This window comes from Nocardia vermiculata NBRC 100427 (assembly GCF_001613265.1).
Taxonomy (GTDB): Bacteria; Actinomycetota; Actinomycetes; order Mycobacteriales; family Mycobacteriaceae; genus Nocardia; species Nocardia vermiculata.
On sequence record NZ_BDCA01000038.1, the window covers coordinates 34,237 to 55,761 of the forward strand.

The following is a 21,525-nucleotide window of genomic DNA, read 5'->3' on the forward strand; positions in this document are numbered from 1 at the left end:
TCGCGCCACCGCGCCGCGGGGACTCACGGATCGACGATATTGTGTCCTGGTGGATACATCGGCCGCCGCCGCGAGCTCTGCCCTGCTGACCGACCAGTACGAACTCACCATGCTCTCGGCCGCCCTGGCCGACGGCTCGGCACAGCGCCGGTGCACCTTCGAAGTATTCGCCCGCCGGTTGCCACACGGCCGACGCTACGGTGTCGTCGCCGGCACCGCACGGCTGCTCACCGCACTGCGGGATTTCCGGTTCGGCGCGGCGGAACTGGCTGTGGTCGAACGTTTTCTCGACGAACGCACCGTGGGTTGGTTACGCGATTTCCGGTTCGGCGGCTCGATCGACGGCTATCTCGAAGGCGATCTCTACTTCCCCGGCTCACCCGTTCTCTCGGTGCGCGGCACCTTCGCCGAATGTGTCGTCCTGGAAACCTTGATCCTGTCGATTCTCAACCACGACACCGCGATCGCCTCGGCCGCGGCACGCATGGTCAGCGCTGCCGCCGGCCGCCGCATGATCGAGATGGGTTCGCGGCGTACCCACGAACATGCGGCGCCGGCCTGCTCGCGTGCCGCCTACCTCGCCGGGTTCGACGCCACCTCGAATCTGGAGGCCGTGCGCCGCTACGGAATTCCGGGCGCCGGCACCAGCGCACACGCCTTCACCCTGCTGCACAGCGGTCCCGACGGCCAGCACGAGGCCGCCGCATTCCGCAGCCAGATCGAGACGCTGGGCCTGGGCACCACACTGCTGGTGGACACCTTCGACATCACCGCCGGCGTGGCGCGCGCGATCGAGGTGGCCGGTCCCGGACTGGGCGGAGTCCGGATCGATTCCGGCGATCTGGGCGTCCTGGCCCGTCAGGTGCGCGAACAGCTCGACTCGCTCGGCGCGACGGGCACCCGAATCGTGGTGTCCGGTGATCTGGACGAGTACGCGATCGCCGCCCTGCGCGCGGAACCGGTCGACGCCTACGGCGTGGGCACCGCACTGGTCACCGGATCCGGGGCACCGACCGCCGGCATGGTGTACAAACTCGTCGACGTCGAGGGCGTCCCGGTCGCCAAGCGCAGCAGCCACAAACAGACGCGCGGCGGGACCAAGCAGGCGGTTCGCCTGGCTCGCTCGACCGGGACGATCATCGAGGAGATCGTGTACCCCGCGACCGCACCCCGGCCGGACGGCAACGGCTACCTGGTCCGGGACCTGCTGGTGCCCCTGGTGCGCGACGGGGAACCGGTGACCGATGCGCGCACGCTCGAACAGAGCCGGGAGCTGGTGGCGGGCGGCTTGGTGAGCCTGCCGTGGGAGGGCCTGAAACTGTCGGCGGGCGAACCGGCGATCACCACCACGTTCCTACAATGAAGGAGTACCGACCGGCGCGAAACGAGGTGGGAGATGAGTAGAGCACTCATCGTCGTCGACGTGCAGAACGATTTCTGTGAGGGTGGCGCACTCGGGGTCTCCGGGGGCGCCGCCGTCGCCCGCGAGATCAGCGAATACCTGGCCGCACACCGCGGCGACTACCGGGCGGTCGTCGCCACCCGGGACTTCCACATCGACCCCGGTGCCCATTTCTCCGACAGTCCCGATTTCGTCGACAGCTGGCCACCGCACTGCCGCGTGGGTACTCCCGGCGCCGAATTCCATTCCGAGCTCGACACCACCGGGTTCGATGCGGTCTTCTCCAAGGGCGCGCACTCCGCCGCCTACTCCGGCTTCGAGGGCGCCACCGACGATGCGGTCGGATTAGCGCAATGGTTGTCCGACAGGGGCGTCGATGCCGTCGACATCTGCGGTATCGCCACCGATCACTGTGTCCGTGCCACCGCCGCCGACGCCCGCGCCGCCGGTCTGCGTACTCGGGTGCTGCTCGATCTGACCACTGCCGTCGCACCGGCCACCACCGCGACGGCTCTCGACGGGTTGCGGGCGGCGGGCGTCGAGTTGTCCGGCCGGTTGCCCACCGCCGGCTGAGACCGGTCCGCGGGCAGCCGGGCCGATTGTCGGGGTGGGGCGCTAGTCTGCCTGGGTGCCCGAACTCCCACCCGTACCGACCCTGTTGGCGACCGCTGTGGAAGCGCTCGGTGGTACGGCGCGTACCGGGCAGCAGACGATGTCTGCCGCGGTAGCGCATTCGATCGACACTCGCGAACATCTCGCTGTCCAGGCGGGGACCGGCACCGGCAAGTCGCTGGCCTACCTGGTCCCCAGCTTGCGGCACGCGGTGGAATCCGGACGCACGGTCGTGGTGTCCACGGCGACCATCGCATTGCAGCGGCAGCTGGTCGATCGCGATCTGCCACGGCTGGCACAGGCCCTGGAGAAGCCGCTGGGTCGGCGCGCCCGGTTCGCGATTCTCAAGGGCCGCAACAACTATGTGTGCCTGCACAAGATCAACAGCGCGATCCCGGACGAACCGCCGGAGAACGAACTGTTCGACGCGTTCGCCATTTCCCGGCTCGGGCGCGAGGTACAGCGGCTCAACGAGTGGGTCTCCGATACCGAGACCGGTGACCGCGACGAAGTGGTCCCCGGCGTCACCGACCGGGCATGGCGGCAGGTCAGCGTGTCGGCGCGGGAATGCCTGGGCAAGTCGCGGTGCCCGTTCGGCACCGACTGCTTCGCCGAACGGGCCCGCGCCGAGTCCGGGCAGGCCGACCTGGTGGTCACCAATCATGCGCTGCTCGCCATCGATGCGATCAGCGGCATCCAGGTGCTGCCCGAACACGATGTGGTCGTCATCGACGAGGCGCACGAATTGGTGGACCGGGTCACCGGGGTCGCCACCGCGGAGCTGTCCACCGGCACCATCACCGCGGCCGCGAAGCGCTGCACCAAACTGGTGGACGAGCGCGAACTCGATCGGCTCGAGAATGCCGCCGAGGCATGGCACCAACTACTCGAAGAACTACCCGCGGGCAGGTGGGACGAACTGCCCGACGGCGGCGCCCAGGTTCTGGCGCTGCTGCGCGATGCCGCCTGGACCGTCCGCACCGCCCTCGCTCCCCCGGGCTCGAGCGCACCGCAGGGGGAACCGGAGGAAGCCGCCGCCCGCAATATGGCGGTCGCGGCGGTCGAGGAGGTCCACGATACTGCGGTCCGCGCGCTGACCGCCTTCGAGGAACCCGATCCGGCCGCCCGGCACGACGTGCTGTGGCTGGCCGTCGACGAGGTCCGGGGTATCGCGCGCCGCACCCTGCACATGGCTCCGCTGTCGGTGGGTGGTCTGTTGCGCAGCCGGCTGTTCGGCGCGGCCACGGTGATTCTCACCTCCGCGACACTTCAGGTCGGCGGCTCGTTCGACGGGTTGGCCGCGACCTGGGGACTGCCGCCGCAGCTCCCGGGCCGCGACGGCACCTCCGATATCGATCGACCGGAGCCGTCCGCCCGCCGTGTGGACCCCGCGCTCGCCAACGGCGCCGAAGCACCGGCGGACAACTCCGTGATGCGATGGAATTCGCTGGACGTCGGTTCCCCCTTCGACCACGCCAAATCCGGCATCCTCTATGTCGCAAGACATCTGCCCGCGCCCGGCCGCGACGGCCTCGCCCCCGCCTATCTGGACGAGATCGAGCGGCTGATCGAGTCGGCGGGCGGGCGGACCCTGGGCCTGTTCTCCTCGATGCGCGCTGCCAAGGCCGCGGCCGAGATCCTGCGCGAGCGCCTCGACACCCCGGTCCTGTGCCAGGGCGAGGACTCCACCGGGGCCCTCGTACGACGCTTCGCCGAGGATCCGGCGACCTCACTGTTCGGCACGTTGTCGCTGTGGCAGGGCGTAGACGTGCCCGGCCCGTCACTGAGCCTGGTGATCCTCGACCGCATCCCGTTCCCGCGTCCCGACGACCCGCTACTGGTGGCACGCCAGCAGGCCGTCCAGTCGCGCGGCGGCAACGGATTCCTCACGATCGCGGCCAATCATGCCGCGCTGCTGCTGGCGCAGGGCACCGGCCGGCTGCTGCGCAGCGTGAACGACCGCGGCGTGGTGGCGATCCTGGACCCCCGCCTGGTCACCGCCCGCTACGGCGGCTACCTGCGGGCGTCGTTGCCGCCCTATTGGGAGACATCGGATCCGCAGGTCGTCACCAAGGCGCTGCGCCGGCTGACCGCCGCCGCCGAGAACTGATCCGCGTCCTCATTCCGCGAGGAAGAAGAAGTAGGCCAGGAATATCGCCACCAGCGCCCACATCACCGGATGCACCTCGCGCCATCGGCCGCGCGCCACCATCACCACCGGATAGAAGGTCAGCCCCAGCGCGATGCCGTTGGCGATCGAATAGGTCAGCGGCATCATGATCACGGTGATGAACGCCGGGATCGCGTATTCGAGCTTGCTCCAATCGATGTCGCCCAGCGCCCGGGACATCAGCACGCCCACCACGATCAGAGCCGGAGCGGTCACCGACGGCACATCGGCCACCACGGCGAACACCGGGAAGAAGAACATCGCGGCCAGGAACCATCCGGCTGTCGATACCGCGGTCAGTCCGGTCCGGCCCCCGGCACTGACTCCGGCCGTGGATTCCACGTAGGCAGTGGTCGTCGAGGTGCCGATCACCGCACCGGCCGCAGTGCCGATGGAATCGGAGGCGAAGGCCTGAGCAGCACGCGGCAGCTTACCGTCCGGCCCGAGCAGCCCGGCCTGGTTGGCGATGCCGATCAGCGTGCCCGAGGCGTCGAAGAAGTCGACGAAAAGCATGGTCAGCACGACGATCGCCATCTGCCCGGTGAAGGCGTCCGGCAGATTGACGATGGCCTGCCCGAAGGTGTCCTCCAGCCCGTGCGGCATCGCCACCGCCTGCCCCGGCAGTTGGACCAGTCCACTCACGATGCCGACGACCGTGGTGAGCACGATCCCGTACAGCACCGCACCGTGCCAGCCGAGTACCAGGAAGATCACGGTCACCAGCAAGCCGAACAGTGCCAACAGGGTGGTGCCCTGGGTGAAATTGCCCAGATGCACGAAGGTCGCCGAATCCGCGACGACGATACCGCCGTTCTTGAGCCCCAGGAATGCGACGAACATGCCGATGCCCGCGCCGACGGCGAGTTTCAACTGCAGTGGGATCGCATCGATGATCTTCTCCCGCACCTTGGTGACGGCGAGGACGAAGAATATGATGCCCGACAACAAGGTGCCCGACAGCGCGTCCTGCCATTCGATCCCCATCCCGAGCACCACCGAATAGGCGAAGAACGCGTTGAGCCCCATCCCCGGTGCCAGCGCGATCGGATACCTCGCCCAAACCCCCATCACCAGCGTGCCGACCACCGCCGCCACCGCGGTCGCGGTGAATACCGCCTGGGTCGGGATGCCCTGCGCACCGAGTTGACCGTGGTCACCGAGCACCGACGGGTTGACCGCCAGGACATAGGACATCGCGAGGAAGGTGATGGTCCCGGCCATCAGTTCGCGCTTCATCGTCGAACCGAGCCGGGTGACTCCGAAGTAGGAGTCCACGCGCCCCTTGGACCGCGACAGGACGTCGATGCTCATCAGTTGTTCTCCACCCTCGTCCCGGACCACTCCAGATCTGTCGTGAAAAACCGTATCGGTCCCCGCTGCCACGCACGTAGTCGACCATGGCGAACATGTGGCAAATCACGCTCACCGGCCACGCGCCTCACGGACTCGCCGCGGCCACCAATCCCAGTTCGGCCGGGCCGGACAGCAATCGGTGCCGCGGCAGGATCCGCACCGTATATCCGACCGCGCCCGACCGCGGCAGTGGTGTGCTCAGCGTGTACACCTCGACACCCGCATCGGGCTCCGACCGCTCCATCTCGACGACGACGGTGTCGACCAACTCGTCGTCGGGCGACACCCGGCCGATGACGGCCTGCACCGTCACCTCCGCTGCGGCCAGCCCCGCGAGATCGATCCGCGCCCGCAACGACAACTCCGCACCGATGACCGGAATATCGGGCAGTCCGGAACTGTCGACCTGAACCACCTGCACCTGCGGCCACGCGGTTTCCACCCGCCGCCGGAATTCCGCCAGCTCCCGTGCACCGGAGTAGTCCTCACCCGCCACCGCGGCATGCGAGCGCGCGGCGGGGATGTAGTAGCCGGTGGTGTAGTCGCGAACCATGCGCGCGGCAAGCACCTTCGGCCCGAGCGTGCGCAGGGTATGCGTGACCATCTGCATCCAGCGCGCCGGCACGTCGTTCGCGTCGCGTTCGTAGAACCGCGGCAGCACCGAACGGTGCAGCATCTCGTAGAGCGCACCGGCCTCCAGATCGTCGCGGCGGCGCTCGTCGCGCACACCGTCCGCGGTCGGGATGGCCCATCCGTTGTCGCCGTCGTACATCTCGTCCCACCAGCCGTCGCGGATGGAGAGGTTGAGTCCACCGTTGAGCGCGGACTTCATCCCCGAGGTGCCACATGCCTCCAGCGGGCGCAGCGGATTGTTCAGCCACACATCGCAGCCCCAGTACAGATACCGGGCCATCGACATGTCGTAGTCGGGCAGGAATACGATGCGGTGCCGCACAGCAGGGTCGTCGGCGAATTGCACCACCTGCTGGATCAGCCGTTTGCCGTCGTCGTCGGCCGGGTGACTCTTACCGGCGACCACCAACTGCAGTGGTCGCTGCGGGTCCAGCAGCAGCGCCCGTAGCCGTTCGGGGTCGCGCAGCATCAGGGTCAGGCGCTTGTAGGTGGGGACCCGGCGCGCGAATCCGATGGTCAGCACCGACGGATCGAAAACCCGGTCCACCCAGCCCAGTTCGGCCGGGGCGGCGCCCCGTTCGAGCCAGGATTCACGCACCCGGCGCCGCACCTCGTCGACCAGCACCGCGCGCAGCCGGTTGCGCGTCGCCCACAGCTGCGCAATGCCGTCTTCGGCCTCCTCCGCGCCGAGGGCGGCTGTCTCCGAGGCCGTCGCTGGTGGTGACCCGCTCCATTCGCGGGCGGTCCAGGTCGGGGCGTGTACCCCGTTGGTCACCGAGCCGATCGGCACCTCCGCGGGATCGAACCCCGGCCACAGCGGTGCGAACATTTCCCGGCTGACCTCGCCGTGCAGGGCCGAGACGCCGTTGGCGCGCTGCGCGAGTCGCAACCCGAGGTGCGCCATATTGAACACCGACGGATCCGCTTCGCGTCCCAGCGCCAGGATCCGGTCCACCGAAACGCCGGGCAGCAGCGGAGATTCGCGGTCTCCGTGGATACCACCGAAGTAGCGGCGCACCAGTCCGGAGGCGAAGCGATCGATCCCGGCCGGCACCGGAGTGTGAGTGGTGAACACCGTCGCCGCCCGCACCGTGGTAAGCGCGGAATCGAAATCCATACCGCCCGACATGTATTCGCGGATCCGTTCGATGCCCAGGAATCCGGCGTGTCCCTCGTTCATGTGCCAGACATCGGGGTCCGGCAGCCCGACCGCATGGGTGTAGGCCCGTACCGCCCGCACGCCGCCGATTCCGGCCAGAATTTCCTGTTTGATGCGGTGGTCCTGATCACCGCCGTAGAGCCGATCCGTCACCGACCGCAGCTCCCGATCATTACCGGCGATATCGGAGTCCAAGAGCAGTAAGGGAATTCGGCCGACCTGCGCGATCCACACCTGGGCGCGCAACACGCGTCCCTCCGGCATCGGCACATGGATCAGCACCGGTGCGCCCGCCTCGGTGAGCAGGCGCACCGGCAAGCCTTGCGGATCGAGATCCGGATAGCGCTCGGCCTGCCAGCCGTCGGCGGTCAGTGACTGACGGAAGTACCCCGACCGGTACAGCAACCCGACGCCGATCAGCGGCAAGCCCAGGTCGGAGGCCGCTTTGAGATGGTCACCCGCCAGAATGCCGAGCCCGCCGGAATAGTTGGGCAGCACCTCGGTGACACCGAACTCCATCGAGAAATACGCGATCGCACGTGGCGCGGGCACCTCCGCGTCGGCGATCTCGGTCCCGAACCAGTTCGGGCGGGTCAGGTAGTCCCGCAGCTCGGCGGCGGCGGTATCCACCGCACGCTGATAGTCCGGATCCGCCGCCCACTCGTCGAGGCGAGCCGCGGGAACTTCGCCGAGCATCCGCACCGGGTCGCGGCCCACCTGCTCCCACAGCCGCGGATCCAGCCGCTCGAACACATCCTGTGTGGGCCCGTGCCACGACCACCGCAAATTCGCCGCCAACTCGGCCAGAGCGGACAGCCGCTGCGGCAGATGGGCACGAACCGTGAACCGACGCAGTGCCTTCACCCGGTAGACCCTACACGGCGGCCCGCTCGGCTCGGCCGCCTACGAGCCGGCCGCAGCGCGCTGACCTGGACCGGAGTGGCTACCGACGCAGCGTGCGGTCCAACAGGCCCAGCAGTTCGCGGCGATGCCGCTGATCGGCCTCGCGGTCGTAGGCATCGGTGTCGGCCTGGGTGTAGCCGTGCTGGGCGCCGGGATAAACCTCGGTGCGATGGCGCAGGCCGGCCGCGGTCAACGCGGCGTCGAAGGCCTCGATCTGTTCCGGCGGGAGCGAGTGATCCTGGTCCGCATGCCCGAAATACATTTCGGCCGAGGCGGTTTCGAGGCTGTGATGTGGACTGTCGGGACCGTCCACCAGCAATCCGCCGGTGTGGAATCCGGCGGCGGCCGCGATCCGGCCACCGAATGCTCCGGCGGTGTACACCGCCAGCCGCCCGCCCATGCAGTATCCGGCCGTAGCGACCGGACCGGACGCGGTGTGTTCGTACTCCGTCAGCCACTGCAGATACGCTCCGGCGTCGCGCACGGCGGTCTCACGGGTGATTTCACGGAGCATCGGAACGATGACGGCCATCAGATCCGGCCGCTGCTGCGGATCGATGAATTCGGGCAGGTCGACCACCGGGGCGGGCCCGTGCCGGTAGAACACGTTGGGAACCAGCACCACATAGCCGTGCGCGGCGAGATCGTCGGCGAGCGCACGCAGGCTCGGGCGAAGCCCGAAAGCATCCATGTACAGCAGCAGACCGGGATAGGTGCCGCCGTCGGCGGGATGGGTGACATACGCGTCGGCCACGCCGTCCGGTGTCGTGATCTCCACTGCCCGGCCTTGTACTGCGGTCATGCGATTCCTTTCCTGAGCGAATGCTGTCCGACTCTGCACGCAACCATCTCCGTGCACGGACGGCGTCGTCGGCTGCCGCCTTCCGAAATTACCCCGAGTGCAAACGGAACTAACGCCCCGGATTATTCCGCACGGTCACGGACCCGGTAGCGCAGGCCACCGGGTCCGGGCCGATACCACCCCCGCCCGCAATCACGTGGCACTCGCCCCGTCGCGCGTTCGTGGCGGTACTCGGGGTACCGGTACGGTTGGTACGTGACCGGTCGCATCGCCATCGATGACACCGCCCCGGCCGTCCCGGGCGGATATCCGGCCAAGGCGGTGGTCGGCGAGGTGATCCCGGTGCGGGCCGTGGTGTGGCGCGAAGGACACGGCGCGGTCGCGGCCACGCTGGCCGTCCGCGGTCCGGGCGGCGGACGCACTCGACGTATACCGATGTCACCGGAATTCGAGCCCGACATCTTCAACGCCGTGTTCACACCGAACGCACCCGGTCACTGGACCTTTCGCATCGAAGGCTGGAGTGATCCGATCACCGGCTGGCGTGCCGCCATGGAGGCGAAGCTGGCCGTCGGCCAGAGCGCCACCGATCTGGCCAACGATCTCGAACTCGGCGCCCGGCTGTTCGACCGCGCCGCCCAAACGGTCCCCAAACGCCAATGGGAGATATTGCGCGCCGCGGCGACCGCCTTGCGTGGGGACGCCCAGCTACCGGCTCGCGTGGCACCCGCCTTCAGCACCGAGGTCGCCGAGATCCTGCGTGAAACTCCGCTGCGGGAGCTGGTGACGCGCGGCCCCGCCCACACCGTATTCGCCGAGCGCCGCCGGGCCCTGGTCGGGTCGTGGTACGAATTCTTCCCGCGCAGCACCGGCGGGTTCGACACGGCGGGTAATCCGGTGCACGGCACCTTCCGGACGGCGATCGGTGAACTGCCCCGCATCGCCGCGATGGGTTTCGACGTGGTCTACCTCCCGCCGATCCATCCGATCGGCACCGTCCATCGCAAGGGCCCCAACAACTCCCTGACCAGTGCGCCCGGCGATGTGGGATCACCGTGGGCGATCGGTTCGGCCGCAGGCGGCCACGATGCCATCCACCCGCAACTGGGCACCGAACACGACTTCACCGCATTCGTCGATGCCGCAACCGAACTCGGCCTCGAAGTGGCCTTGGATCTGGCGCTACAGTGCGCACCCGATCACCCCTGGGTGCAGAGCAATCCGGAATGGTTCACCACGCTGCCCGACGGCAACATCGCCTACGCGGAGAACCCGCCCAAGAAATATCAGGACATCTACCCCCTGGACTTCGACAACGACCCCGACGGCCTCTACGCCGCGGTACTGGGCGTGGTGCGGCACTGGATCCGGCTGGGAGTCAGGATCTTCCGGGTCGACAACCCGCACACCAAACCGGTGGACTTCTGGGAGTGGCTGATCGCGCAGGTGCGCCGGACCGATCCCGAGGTGATCTTCCTGTCCGAGGCGTTCACCTACCCGGCCCGACTCTACGGCCTGGCCCGACGCGGATTCTCGCAGTCCTACACGTATTTCACCTGGCGTACCGACGCCTACGCACTGACCGAGTTCGGGCGCGAGCTCGCCGCCAAGGCCGACGAAGCCCGGCCCAACCTGTTCGTCAACACCCCCGACATCCTGCACGAGAGCCTGCAGCACGGGGGGCCGGGTATGTTCGCGGTGCGGGCGGTGCTGGCCGCGACACTCGGACCGAGCTGGGGTGTGTACTCCGGATTCGAACTGTTCGAGCATCAGGCCGTGCGGCCGGGCAGCGAAGAGTACCTCGACTCGGAGAAGTACCAGTTGCGGCCGCGCAATTTCGTCGAGGCAGAAGCCGAGGGCGAATCGCTGGCCCCACTGATCACACGCCTCAACGAGATCCGCCGAGCCCATCCGGCCTTGCAACAGCTCCGCTGCCTGACCTTCCACCACGTCGACAATCCCGCGCTGCTGGCCTATTCGAAGGTCGACCCCGCCTCCGGGGACGCCGTGCTGGTGGTGGTGAACCTCAACCCGTTCGGCCCCGAGGACGGCATGCTCTCCCTCGACCTGCCGGCCGTGGGACGCGAATGGCACGATCACCCGAGAGTGCGCGACGAACTCGGCGGCGAGGAATACCACTGGGCCCAAACGAATTACGTACGCCTGGATCCGGTTCGCGCCGCCGCTCACATCCTGGTGCTGCCCACCGTGGCCGCGCGCGAACGCACCGAACTCGCCTATCGCCGGACCTTCCGGTGAGCACCCTGCCCGGGAACCCGCGCCGATGAACCGGCGCGATGTGATGCTCCTCGCCGCCGGCACCCACACCGACCCGCACACCGTGCTGGGCGCCCACCCACATCCGGACGGCACGGTCATCGCCACGTTGCGGCCGCATGCCGACGCGGTCTCCGCACGCATCGGCGGGGTCGATCATCGGCTGGAACACCTCGGGCACGGAATCTTCGAGGGCGTGGTGGAATTCGCGGATCTGTGGGACTACCGCCTGGTCGTGTCCTATCCGGGCAGCCGCACCGTACTGACCGCGGACGGATACCGCTTCCTGCCGACCGTCGGCGAACTCGACCTGCACCTGCTCGGCGAGGGCCGCCACCAACGCCTCTGGGAAGTACTGGGCGCCCACCCGCGCAGCTACACCACACTCGATGGAGAGGTGACGGGCACCTCGTTCGCCGTGTGGGCACCGAATGCGCGCGGTGTCGCGGTATTCGGCGATTTCGACAGCTGGCACGGCGCGAGCACTCCGATGCGCCGCCTCGGCGCATCCGGCGTGTGGGAAGTCTTCGTCCCGGGCGTCGCCCCCGGGACCCGGTACAAATTCCGCATCCACGGTGCCGACGGGCGCACCGTCGATCACGCCGACCCGCTGGCCTTCGCCACCGAGGTCCCGCCCGCCACCGCCTCGGTGATCACCACGAGCAACTACGAGTGGAGCGATCGAGACTGGTGTCGGCACCGCGCTCGGCGCGACCCCGTCCACGAGCCGATGAGCATCTACGAGCTGCACCTGGGCTCCTGGCGCCCGGGCACCGATTACCGCACGGCCGCCGAACAACTCGCCCGATACGTCCTGGCGCTGGGGTTCACCCATGTCGAACTACTGCCCGTCGCCGAACATCCCTTCGGCGGTTCGTGGGGTTATCAGGTCACCTCCTACTACGCCCCGACCGCACGGTTCGGCTCCCCCGACGACTTCCGCGCCTTCGTCGACCATCTGCACGGTCACGGCATCGGCGTGATCCTGGATTGGGTTCCTGGTCATTTCCCGCGCGACGAGTGGGCACTGGCACGACTGGACGGCACCCCGGTCTACGAACACCCCGACCCCCGCCGTGGCGAACAATTGGAGTGGGGCACCTATGTGTTCGACTTCGGGCGCAACGAGGTACGCAACTTCCTGGTCGCCAATGCACGGTTCTGGCTCGAGGAGTTCCACATCGACGGGCTGCGCGTCGACGCGGTCGCGTCCATGCTCTACCTCGACTATGCGCGTGCACCGGGTGGCTGGGAACCCAATGTGGCTGGGGGTCGGGAGAACCTGGAGGCGGTCGCCTTCCTGCAGGAGATGAACGCCGCGGTTCGCGCCGATCACCCGGGCGTGGTCACGATCGCCGAGGAGTCCACCACCTGGCCCGGCGTCACCCGCTCCACCGAGGTAGGCGGCCTCGGGTTCACCTTGAAATGGAATATGGGGTGGATGCACGACACCCTCGGCTATCTCGGCCGTGACCAGGTGCACCGCAGCTGGCACCACAACGAGATCACCTTCTCCGCGGTGTACGCGTGGAGCGAGAACTACCTGCTGCCGATCAGCCACGACGAGGTCGTCCACGGTAAAGGCACCCTGTGGACGCGAATGCCGGGCGACGACTACGCGAAGGCGTGCGGGGTCCGCGCGTTGCTCACCTACATGTGGGCGCATCCCGGCAAACAACTGTTGTTCATGGGTCAGGAATTCGGGCAATTCCGGGAATGGTCACACGATCGCGGACTGGACTGGGAGGAATCGCAGAACCCGCTGCACAGCGGTATCCGCGCACTGGTCACCGATCTCAATGCCACCTACCGCGCCCATCCCGCACTGTGGACGCGCGACACTTCGCCGGGCGGGTACGCCTGGATCGAGGCCGACGACCATCTCGCCAATATCGTGGCCTTTCTGCGCTACGGCAGCGACGGTTCGGTGGTTGCCTGCGTCTTCAATTTCTCCGGCGTCGAACAGCGCGACTACCGGATCGGTCTGCCGAGCCCGGGCGACTGGTGCGAAATTCTCAACTCCGACGCGGCCTGCTACGGCGGCAGCGGCATCGGCAATCTGGGCAGGGTGCACGCGGCGGACCAGCCCTGGCACGGGCGACCCTGTTCGGCACCGGTCACCCTGGCCCCGAACAGCGCGATCTGGCTGGCGCCGCGGGCTCAGAATTTCCAGGGCGCCGGCAGTTCCGGAACCACACAGCTGTAGGTGTGATCCACCGACACCGGTTCGCCGGCCACCGTGCCGTGCGCGCGCAGTTCCACCGGGTCGTGGCGCAGGCAGCGCACGCCCGAGTCCGACTCGGGCAAGATGAGCTCGGCGCCGGCCAGATATGCGCAGGCGCCCGCCGCATCCGGATGTGAACCGCCGACCGGATCACAGGTCAGGGTTACGGTGCGGGTCGGGCTTCCCGGCTCGGTGCGGGTGAAGACCAGACGGGTGGCGCCATCATGTGCCACCGCGGCCCCGGCCGGTACGAGCACCACGGCCGCACCCACCGCACCGGCCAGGCAACGCGCCACCGCCATCACAGTGTTGTTCTCCCATCCCCGCGCCGGTTCGACACCCGCGCCTGTCACCCCGGGTCAGTACAGCGCTGTCGCCAGTTTCCGACGAGCCGCGACCACGAGCGGGTCGGTGTTGTCGAACAGCTCGAACAGTTCCACCAGTCGCGTCCGGACCCGATTGCGGTCGTCACCGGCAGTGCGCTTGATCAGCGCGATCAACCGATCGAACGCCGCCTCGGGTGCCTGATTGAACAGTTCGGCATCGGCAGCGGTGAACGCGGCGTCGATATTGCCCGGATCGGCGTCGGCCACGGCCACGGCATCGGCCGGCAGTTCCCGGGCCCGCCCGAAGAACCGTACCTGTCGCAACGCCGCCTTGGCCTCCTCGTTCGCCGGCTCCTGGGACAGGATCGCCTCGTAGGCTGCTTCGGCCCCGGCGATATCACCGCGGTCCAGAGCCTCCTCCGCCGCGGTGAACCGGGGATCCTCGGGCGCGGGGGCCTCCCCCTCCGCGTCCGCGGCACCGGACAATTTGCCTTTGACGGCGTCGACAACCGCGGCCAGCCACTGGGTGACCTGCTCTTCGGGCTGCGCGCCCTGGAAGTCGGCCAGTGGCTGCCCACCGGCCACCGCGATGACGGTGGGAATGCCTTGCACGCCGAAGGCCTGCGCGATGCGCATATTCGGCTCGGCCTCCACGGTGGCCAGTTCCCAGGTGTCCCCGGCCTCGCCGACCAGCCGTTCGAACAGCTTGACCAGATCGACACTGCCCGGGCTGCGCTGCGAATACAGCACCACGACCACCGGCACCTCGAGCGAACGCCGCAGTACCTTGGTCTCGAAATCGGCCTCGGTCACGGCATGATCGCCCGGAACATCCGTGGCGGCCGGTTGTTTGAGTGCGGACAGATCCACCGCGCCGGACATTGCGGCGGCCGCGGCGGGCGAGGGACGACGTGCAGCAGGTCGAGTCACGACATCCAGTCTGTCACGACGTAGCGGGAACCGGCACCGTGGTCGGGCTCAACTCACCCAAATGGCCGGAACGAATGGCCCAACGCTCGAACCACAGCGAGGTGAACGGCACCACCGAGGACACCAGGCCGAGCAGCGCCGTCTTCAGCGACCACCCGAACTCACGCCACGCCAGCAGCAGGCTGATCGCATAGAGCACGAAAATCAGACCGTGCAACATCCCGAATACCATCACCGGCCAGGTAATGGGCTCGGGCAGTCGCTTGAGCACCGAGCCGAGCAGCAACAGCGCCCAGGACGGCGCCTCCAGCAGACCGAACAATCGCACTCGTTTGGCCACGGTGCTCACGTCGAAGAATTCGCCCATGGGCTCCATTGTGCCCAACGACTACGCAGTGTCGTAGCCGGTGTGGGTCACGCCACAGGGACCGGCCGGTCAGACCCGCACGATCAGTGCGTCGCCCTGCCCGCCACCGCCACACAGTGCCGCTGCGCCGACGCCGCCACCACGCCGCTTCAACTCGAGGGCGAGGTGCAGCAGAATGCGCGCACCCGACATACCCAGCGGGTGCCCGATCGCGATCGCGCCACCGTTGACATTCACCTTCTCCTGGTCGATGCCCAGTTCGCGGGCCGAAGCGATACCGACCGCGGCGAACGCCTCGTTGATCTCCACCAGGTCCAGATCCGCCGGTGCGATGCCCTCACGCGCACACGCCTTCGCGATCGCGTTGGCCGGCTGCTGCTGCAGCGTGGAATCCGGGCCCGCGACCACACCGGCGGCACCGATCTCGGCGATCCAATCCAGCCCCAACTGCTGCGCCTTCTCCTTGCTCATCACCACGACCGCGGCCGCACCGTCGGAGATCTGCGACGCGGTACCCGCGGTGATGGTGCCGCCGGAGGCGAAGGCCGGCCGCAGCTTGCCCAGCGACTCCACGGTGGTATCCGCGCGAATACCCTCGTCCTCGCTCACCACGATCGGATCGCCCTTGCGCTGCGGCACCGGCACCGGCACCACTTCGTCGGCGAAGACACCGTTCTTCCACGCAGCCGCGGCCTTCTGGTGCGAGGCGGCGGCGAACGCGTCCTGTTCCGCGCGGCCGATACCGTCGCCGGCGTTGCGGGACTCGGTCAGCGCGCCCATCGCCTGATCGGTGAAGATGTCGTGCAGCCCGTCGTAGGCCATGTGGTCACGCAGGGTCACATCGCCGTACTTGAAACCCTCGCGACTCTTCTCGAGCATATGCGGCGCCCGGCTCATCGACTCCTGGCCACCGGCCACCACGATCTCGTGCTCACCGGCCCGAATGAGCTGGTCGGCCAGGGCGATCGCATTGATACCGGACAGGCAGACCTTGTTCAGCGTCAACGCCGGCACAGTCATCGGAATACCACCGGCGACGGCGGCCTGGCGCGCCGGAATCTGCCCGGCACCAGCGGTCAGCACTTGCCCCATGATCACGTAATCGACCTGATCACCGGTGACGCCGCTCTTCTCCAGAGCCGCCTTGATCGCGAAGCCGCCGAGGTCCGAACCGCTGAATCCGGAGAGCCCACCGAGCAACCGGCCGACGGGCGTGCGGGCGCCGGAGACGATGACAGAGGTGGTGGCCACGATGAACCTCGCTTCTCGAATTCGGGGGCGACCGGAACAAGCCGCGCTCGTACCCAACGGTAACCTGTGCCGTCGCGGCGGCACAGATTAGGTGCGCGCTACCGTCGAGGAGTGAGCAATACCGATACGTCCGCTTTTATCCCTGCCGACTACGTCATCGCCGTCGACCATGTCGGCGTCGCCGTGCCGGATCTCGACACCGCCGTCGCCTGGTACTCCGACAATCTCGGCATGGTCGAGACTCATCGGGAGGTCAACGACGCCCAGGGCGTCCACGAGGCGATGCTGTCACTGCCCGGGTCCGGCGACGATGCGACTGCTCTGCAGTTGCTGGCGCCGATCAACGCGGAATCGACCATCGCCAAGTTCATCGACCGCAACGGTCCCGGTTTGCAGCAACTGGCCTACCGGGTGACCGATATCGACGCGGTAGCTACCTTCCTGCAGGGCCGAGGTGTGCGTTTGCTGTACGACGCACCCCGCGCCGGCACCGCCAATTCCCGGATCAACTTCGTACACCCTAAGGATGCTGGCGGTGTGCTCGTCGAACTCGTCGAGCCGGCGGCGAATCCTACTCACTAGTACCGGCTTCCGGGCGCGAAAAAGGTTCATAACGACATTCGCAGTCGACTCACCATGGTGGTACGTCAGGCTGTAGTTTGTGGGGCATGTCGTCCACTGAGCCCGATCGCAATCGCTTCGTCGCGTTGCCTTTTACAGTAGTCCGCAAGGGCTATGACCGCGACGAAGTTCGCAATTACTTCGACCGCTTCGACGCCGAGCTGCGGGTCACCGCAACAGATCGCGATGCAGCGGCCGCTCAGGCGCGGAACCTGGCCGCCCAGCTGGAGGACGCCCGCGACGAAATCGACGAGCTGCGCAAGGAAGTCGATCGTCTGTCGGTGCCACCCACCACGGCGGAAGGCATGAGCGACCGTATCTCGCGCATGCTGCGCCTGGCATCCGACGAGGCGTCCGAAGTCCGTGCCCAGGCCCAGGCCGAGGCCGCCGAGATGATCTCCATCGCCGAGCAGCAGGCCACCGAAATGCGCGGCAAGTACGAGTCGCTGCTGTCGGAGACCAAGGAAAAGCGCGAAGCGCTGGAGGTCGAATTCGAGCAGACGCTGTCGAACGCGCGCACGGAGTCGACCAAGATCGTCGAGGCCGCCCAGGCCGATGCCACCCGCATCACCAAGGAAGCCGAGGCCAAGCGCAAGGCCGCCCAGCAGGATTTCGAGGCCACCATGGCCGAGAAGCGCACCAAGCTCACCAAGGCCATGGAGGAGCTCGAGGCCTCCAGCCGCGCCGATGCCGCCCAGCGCATCAAGGAAGCGACCGACGAGTCCAACCGCCTGGTCACCTCCGCCAGCCAGTCCGCCGAGCGCAAGATCGCGCACGCGAAGGAACTGGCCGAGGAAATGCGCGTGCTGCGTGGCCGGGTCCTGGCCCAGCTGTTGGGAATTCGCGGCCAGCTCGATTCCGTTCCGGCGATGCTCGCCGCGGTGAACCGCGAGAGCGAACTGCTCGACGGTGCACCGGAACAGCGGTCACTGTCCGGTAAGCAGTCCGGATCGAACCGGCAGAAAGCCATCCCCGAGGTCAAGGCCGAAGAAGAGAAAACCTCCGACGAAGAGCGCGAAAGCGCCGAAGTCTCGAGCTGATCCGCGCCACCCCCTCAGGGCGACACTCACCACCCGTTTCGAGGCCGCTCCCGTACCCGCGGGAGCGGCCTTTCTCGCGTTCGTCGGCAGCTCACACCCGTAGGGCGTTCACCGCGTCCCCTCGATGAACTGGTGATCGAAGACGATTCGGCCGTCACCGTCGAGCGCTAGCAGGTCGAAACCGCCGCCCTGCGGCGTGCCGTCGTCGCGGCGGTTCATCGTCCACGCGACACCGACCGTGTTCGCGGGCAGTTCGACCGCGGGCCCGGCCGCTGCGAAGACATATTCACCACCGGCGAGGAACATTTCGTACGCCCGGGTGACGCGCCGATCGAGTGCGTCGTAACCGTGCACACCGAGCGGGGCCGTCGAAACGGCCAGATCGGCCGCGGCCTCGCGGGCTTCGGCGGGCGGGTCCACCAGCAGCTGCATACCGTCGACAGCGAACAGATTCTCTATCCGGTCTCGGCGCGTGGCGGGCTCGGCTTCGTTCCAGAGCGCTACATAGCGGGCAGCGATGTCGTTGTTGTTCATGACGAGAACTCTGCCGAGGTCAACGGCACCCCGCGATTCCCCGTAGGGAATGACGCAGCCTGCTCGTCAGCGCCGGCTGCCATACCCGAGCGGGAATGGCGGGCCGCCCTCATACGCGGTTGACTCATATCATGACGACGGCGCAGTCCACCGTATTCGGCCCCACCTTGCGGCACTGGCGCACGCTGCGCCGAGTCAGCCAGCTCGATCTGGCGATTCGTGCCGAGACCAGTCAGCGTTATGTGAGTTTCCTCGAACAGGGCCGGTCCCAGCCGGGCCGCACCATGGTCGTCCGCCTGGCCGAATCCCTCGAGCTGACGCTGCGCGACCGCAACAATCTGCTGTTGTCCGCCGGTTTCGCCCCCGTCTTCCCAGAAAGCGATCTGGCCGCGCCCGCGCTGGCGCCCATGCGCGAGGCGATCACAGCCGTCCTCGACGGACACCTGCCCTACCCGGCGCTGGTCGCGCGTCCCCGCGGTGAACTGGTGACAGCCAATGCCGCCTTCGACCTGTTCACAGAGGGGGTCGCCGATCATCTGCTGCGGACACCGATCAACGTCCTGCGGTTGGCTCTGCACCCGTGCGGCGTCGCACCCCGCGTTGTCAACCTGCCGGAATGGGGCAGGCACATCATCGACTCCTTGCGCAACCGTGCGGCCCTCACCCCCGACCCCGCCGTCGACGCCCTGATCACCGAACTGTCCGGCTACTTACCCGCCGTCGCTCCCGGCCCCGACCATCTCGGCTTCGCGGTTCCCTTGCACCTGCGGACCGATGACGGTGACCTGCGCCTGATCACCACCCTCACCTCGTTCGCCACGGCCACCGACGTCACCATCGCCGAACTTCATCTCGAGGCGTTCCTGCCCGCAGACGAGCAGACTGCCCGCATCCTGCACCTTCGCGCCGCACGGCACCGAGCGCAGCAGTAGCGCCGGACTCAGGACCAGCGGCGCGTGATTCCGCGCGTATGCCTGCTGTTCCAGCAGCCTCGATGCCAATGCCTGCGGTCGCCTTCGCCCCCGTCGGCCGGCCACGCCACGATATGCGCGATTCCGGGCCTGATCTCGTGGTCGCAGCCCGGGCAGCGGTAGGTCTTCACTGCCCGCGAACCCGGGATCGCCCGCACCACATAGGTTTCCGCTCCGCCCGGGCCGTCCTCGGTCCGGCCGAACACATCACCGATCGGGCGAGGCCGCCGCGCGGATCGCGACGACCTCGGGGTGGGTTTGCGGCGGGGCACGATCGCCTCAGAACAGCCGGAATTCGGAACTGTCGGTACCGCGCAGCGCTTCGTAATCGAGTGTTACACAGCGAATACCACGATCGGTCGCCAGTGTCCGCGCTTGCGGTTTGATCTGCTGGGCGGCGAAGACGCCGGCCACCGGCGCCAGCAACGGGTCCCGGTTGAGCAGTTCCAGGTATCGGGTGAGCTGTTCGACGCCGTCGATCTCCCCGCGTCGTTTGATCTCCACCGCCACGGTGGCGCCGTCGGCGTCGCGGCACAGGATATCCACGGGTCCGATGGCTGTCATATATTCGCGACGGATCAGGGTATAGCCCTCACCGAGAGTGCCGATATGTTCGGCCAGCAGCTTCTGCAGGTGCGCTTCCACACCATCCTTCACCAGCCCGGGGTCGACCCCCAATTCGTGTGCGGAGTCGTGTTCGATGTCTTCCACGGTGATTCGGAGTTCCTCGCCGGCCTTGTTGGTCACCACCCACAGCCGGGGGTTGTCCGGAACGGCATCGGCATCGGCATCACCGTCGGTATCGGCATCGGCGGGGCGTTCTTCCAACCAGCACGGCGGGCTCATCCAGTTCAGCGGCTTGTACGAGCCGCCGTCGGAATGCACCAGCACCGACCCGTCCGCCTTCATCATCAGCAAGCGACGAGCCATCGGCAGATGTGCGGTGAGCCGACCCACGTAATCGACCTGGCAACGAGCAATCACAAGGCGCACCGGTCGAGTCTAGGCCCTGCCCGGGTCCGCCCCGGGCGCGGGGCGATCACCCGATGAGCAAGACATATCCGAGCACGGCGGCAACCACGAGCAGCGCGGTTTCGTACCGGTTGAGGCGCGGCGCCCGGGCGTGCCCACTACGAAGCAGTAGCCACCCGGTGAGCAATCCGATCGACAGAGCGATCAGATGTCCGGCGTTGGTGAAGGTTCGTCCCATCACCAGCGCCGCGACCGCGACCGCTCCCAGCGATATCGCCCAGGTCGGTCGCCACTTGCTCGGTAGCACCACGATCAGCGATCCGATCACAGCCAGCGCGCCGTAGCTGACACCGACGTCCTCGGCGAGGGAAATACTCGTGGGCATCCAGTCGACGCTCACCGCAACCCACAGGCCGGACGCGACGAGCAGGGTCGCGCCGATATGGCCGACCAGAAAGATACGCAGTAACGACAATGCGCCGAACCGCCATTCGGCGAGCACGAGCAGGCATACCAACAGCGGTATCAGGAGCGCGCCCGCCGTCCCGTCCCCGATCACGACGGCGCTGGAGAGCAGGGTGCCGAACCTCCCGGCCACGAGATTGTTCAGATTGGTGCTGGCATGCTGGATCACCCGAGTCTGCTCGGAATCGCTGAGTACCGAGACCAGCACGGTGACCGCGATCAGGATCGCGCCGTAGGTGTAGGTCATCGGAAGCTTGAATCGCTCCCGCAAAGTCAGGGTACGGGCGGGTGGACCGGGTTCCAGTGCTGCCCGCATCGCCGGCTCCTGGAGCAGGACCATTCGGATCACCTTCCGTCACCCGGGACCGCCGCCGAGCGCGTCGATCCACAACTCCATGATCCAGGTGGACTACCCGAATAACTTCGGAGTTAGTTAGGAAACTCCTGTGAAAGCCGGACGAGGTGAGAGGTATGTACCGAACACCCGAATTGACACCGGGTGCAGAAATGAGG

19 protein-coding genes are annotated in these 21,525 nt (G+C 67.5%); 8 read left to right on the top strand and 11 right to left on the bottom strand.

Annotated features, from left to right (window positions below):
- Window positions 1–49 precede the first annotated feature (49 nt).
- Genes NV2_RS27580 through NV2_RS27590 form a run of 3 tightly spaced genes read left to right on the top strand, consistent with a single transcriptional unit; the run spans window position 50 to window position 4,124 of the window.
- On the top strand, window positions 50–1,363 hold the full coding sequence (locus NV2_RS27580) for a nicotinate phosphoribosyltransferase (RefSeq protein WP_281198567.1): 1,314 nt from the start codon (window positions 50–52) through the stop codon (window positions 1,361–1,363).
- Between the two features lie 33 nt (window positions 1,364–1,396).
- A complete protein-coding gene (locus tag NV2_RS27585; protein ID WP_067880774.1) occupies window positions 1,397–1,975 on the top strand; it encodes an isochorismatase family protein in 579 nt (192 codons plus the stop codon).
- A 55-nt stretch (window positions 1,976–2,030) separates the two neighbouring features.
- Window positions 2,031–4,124: an ATP-dependent DNA helicase gene (locus tag NV2_RS27590; RefSeq protein ID WP_067880776.1), complete on the top strand. Its 2,094-nt coding sequence runs from the start codon at window positions 2,031–2,033 to the stop codon at window positions 4,122–4,124.
- 9 nt (window positions 4,125–4,133) lie between these two features.
- Here NV2_RS27590 and NV2_RS27595 read toward each other — a convergent pair whose 3' ends face one another.
- From NV2_RS27595 to NV2_RS27605, 3 genes are all read right to left on the bottom strand, one after another.
- Window positions 4,134–5,495, bottom strand: coding sequence for an NCS2 family permease (locus NV2_RS27595; protein WP_067880848.1), 1,362 nt, complete (start codon window positions 5,493–5,495; stop codon window positions 4,134–4,136).
- A gap of 127 nt (window positions 5,496–5,622) precedes the next feature.
- Entirely contained in the window at window positions 5,623–8,193 is a 2,571-nt protein-coding gene (gene glgP / locus NV2_RS27600; protein WP_067880779.1) for an alpha-glucan family phosphorylase, read from the bottom strand.
- 79 nt (window positions 8,194–8,272) lie between these two features.
- Window positions 8,273–9,034, bottom strand: coding sequence for a dienelactone hydrolase family protein (locus NV2_RS27605; RefSeq protein ID WP_067880782.1), 762 nt, complete (start codon window positions 9,032–9,034; stop codon window positions 8,273–8,275).
- Window positions 9,035–9,289: 255 nt separating this feature from the next.
- Between NV2_RS27605 and NV2_RS27610 the strand changes: the two genes are divergently transcribed.
- Both NV2_RS27610 and glgB read left to right on the top strand, forming a co-directional pair.
- A complete protein-coding gene (locus tag NV2_RS27610) occupies window positions 9,290–11,293 on the top strand; it encodes an alpha-1,4-glucan--maltose-1-phosphate maltosyltransferase (protein WP_067880784.1) in 2,004 nt (667 codons plus the stop codon).
- A gap of 25 nt (window positions 11,294–11,318) precedes the next feature.
- Window positions 11,319–13,517, top strand: a complete 2,199-nt coding sequence (glgB, locus tag NV2_RS27615; RefSeq protein WP_067880787.1) for a 1,4-alpha-glucan branching protein GlgB — start codon at window positions 11,319–11,321, stop codon at window positions 13,515–13,517.
- Here glgB and NV2_RS27620 read toward each other — a convergent pair.
- From NV2_RS27620 to NV2_RS27635, 4 genes are all read right to left on the bottom strand, one after another.
- Window positions 13,472–13,888 (bottom strand): SSI family serine proteinase inhibitor, encoded by a 417-nt coding sequence (locus NV2_RS27620; RefSeq protein WP_067880790.1) that lies wholly within the window; start codon window positions 13,886–13,888, stop codon window positions 13,472–13,474. The two genes, glgB and NV2_RS27620, sit on opposite strands and share 46 nt — an antisense overlap.
- A 6-nt stretch (window positions 13,889–13,894) precedes the next feature.
- Complete coding sequence (locus NV2_RS27625; RefSeq protein ID WP_067880793.1) at window positions 13,895–14,743, bottom strand: tetratricopeptide repeat protein; 849 nt, start codon at window positions 14,741–14,743, stop codon at window positions 13,895–13,897.
- Window positions 14,744–14,804: 61 nt separating this feature from the next.
- Window positions 14,805–15,158 carry a DUF3817 domain-containing protein gene (locus NV2_RS27630; RefSeq protein ID WP_067880796.1) on the bottom strand — a complete coding sequence of 118 codons (354 nt, stop codon included), beginning with the start codon at window positions 15,156–15,158 and terminating at the stop codon, window positions 14,805–14,807.
- A 69-nt stretch (window positions 15,159–15,227) separates the two neighbouring features.
- Complete coding sequence (locus NV2_RS27635; RefSeq protein ID WP_067880798.1) at window positions 15,228–16,409, bottom strand: acetyl-CoA C-acetyltransferase; 1,182 nt, start codon at window positions 16,407–16,409, stop codon at window positions 15,228–15,230.
- Window positions 16,410–16,520: 111 nt separating this feature from the next.
- Between NV2_RS27635 and mce the strand changes: the two genes are divergently transcribed.
- Window positions 16,521–16,991 carry a methylmalonyl-CoA epimerase gene (mce, locus tag NV2_RS27640; protein ID WP_067880801.1) on the top strand — a complete coding sequence of 157 codons (471 nt, stop codon included), beginning with the start codon at window positions 16,521–16,523 and terminating at the stop codon, window positions 16,989–16,991.
- 86 nt (window positions 16,992–17,077) lie between these two features.
- On the top strand, window positions 17,078–18,070 hold the full coding sequence (locus NV2_RS27645; protein WP_067880804.1) for a hypothetical protein: 993 nt from the start codon (window positions 17,078–17,080) through the stop codon (window positions 18,068–18,070).
- A gap of 108 nt (window positions 18,071–18,178) precedes the next feature.
- Here NV2_RS27645 and NV2_RS27650 read toward each other — a convergent pair whose 3' ends face one another.
- Window positions 18,179–18,604: a hypothetical protein gene (locus NV2_RS27650; protein WP_067880807.1), complete on the bottom strand. Its 426-nt coding sequence runs from the start codon at window positions 18,602–18,604 to the stop codon at window positions 18,179–18,181.
- A gap of 131 nt (window positions 18,605–18,735) precedes the next feature.
- Between NV2_RS27650 and NV2_RS27655 the strand changes: the two genes are divergently transcribed.
- Window positions 18,736–19,536 carry a helix-turn-helix domain-containing protein gene (locus NV2_RS27655; protein WP_067880810.1) on the top strand — a complete coding sequence of 267 codons (801 nt, stop codon included), beginning with the start codon at window positions 18,736–18,738 and terminating at the stop codon, window positions 19,534–19,536.
- Window positions 19,537–19,544: 8 nt separating this feature from the next.
- Here NV2_RS27655 and NV2_RS32495 read toward each other — a convergent pair whose 3' ends face one another.
- The 3 genes from NV2_RS32495 to NV2_RS27670 are packed head-to-tail and all read right to left on the bottom strand — an operon-like array spanning window position 19,545 to window position 21,352.
- Window positions 19,545–19,847, bottom strand: coding sequence for an Rv1322 family protein (locus NV2_RS32495; protein WP_067880813.1), 303 nt, complete (start codon window positions 19,845–19,847; stop codon window positions 19,545–19,547).
- A 7-nt stretch (window positions 19,848–19,854) separates the two neighbouring features.
- Entirely contained in the window at window positions 19,855–20,568 is a 714-nt protein-coding gene (gene nucS, locus NV2_RS27665; protein WP_067880816.1) for an endonuclease NucS, read from the bottom strand.
- A gap of 46 nt (window positions 20,569–20,614) precedes the next feature.
- Window positions 20,615–21,352: a rhomboid-like protein gene (locus tag NV2_RS27670; protein WP_067880851.1), complete on the bottom strand. Its 738-nt coding sequence runs from the start codon at window positions 21,350–21,352 to the stop codon at window positions 20,615–20,617.
- Window positions 21,353–21,525: the final 173 nt, after the last annotated feature.

Coding starts and splice junctions, on each gene's coding strand:
- NV2_RS27585 (WP_067880774.1), top strand. CDS start 1,397: ATGAGTAGAGCACTCATCGTCGTCGACGTGCAGAACGATTTCTGTGAG.
- NV2_RS27595 (WP_067880848.1), bottom strand. CDS start 5,495: ATGAGCATCGACGTCCTGTCGCGGTCCAAGGGGCGCGTGGACTCCTAC.
- NV2_RS27605 (WP_067880782.1), bottom strand. CDS start 9,034: ATGACCGCAGTACAAGGCCGGGCAGTGGAGATCACGACACCGGACGGC.
- glgB (WP_067880787.1), top strand. CDS start 11,319: ATGAACCGGCGCGATGTGATGCTCCTCGCCGCCGGCACCCACACCGAC.
- NV2_RS27625 (WP_067880793.1), bottom strand. CDS start 14,743: ATGTCCGGCGCGGTGGATCTGTCCGCACTCAAACAACCGGCCGCCACG.
- NV2_RS27630 (WP_067880796.1), bottom strand. CDS start 15,158: ATGGGCGAATTCTTCGACGTGAGCACCGTGGCCAAACGAGTGCGATTG.
- NV2_RS27645 (WP_067880804.1), top strand. CDS start 17,078: ATGTCGTCCACTGAGCCCGATCGCAATCGCTTCGTCGCGTTGCCTTTT.
- NV2_RS27650 (WP_067880807.1), bottom strand. CDS start 18,604: ATGAACAACAACGACATCGCTGCCCGCTATGTAGCGCTCTGGAACGAA.
- NV2_RS27655 (WP_067880810.1), top strand. CDS start 18,736: ATGACGACGGCGCAGTCCACCGTATTCGGCCCCACCTTGCGGCACTGG.
- NV2_RS27670 (WP_067880851.1), bottom strand. CDS start 21,352: ATGGTCCTGCTCCAGGAGCCGGCGATGCGGGCAGCACTGGAACCCGGT.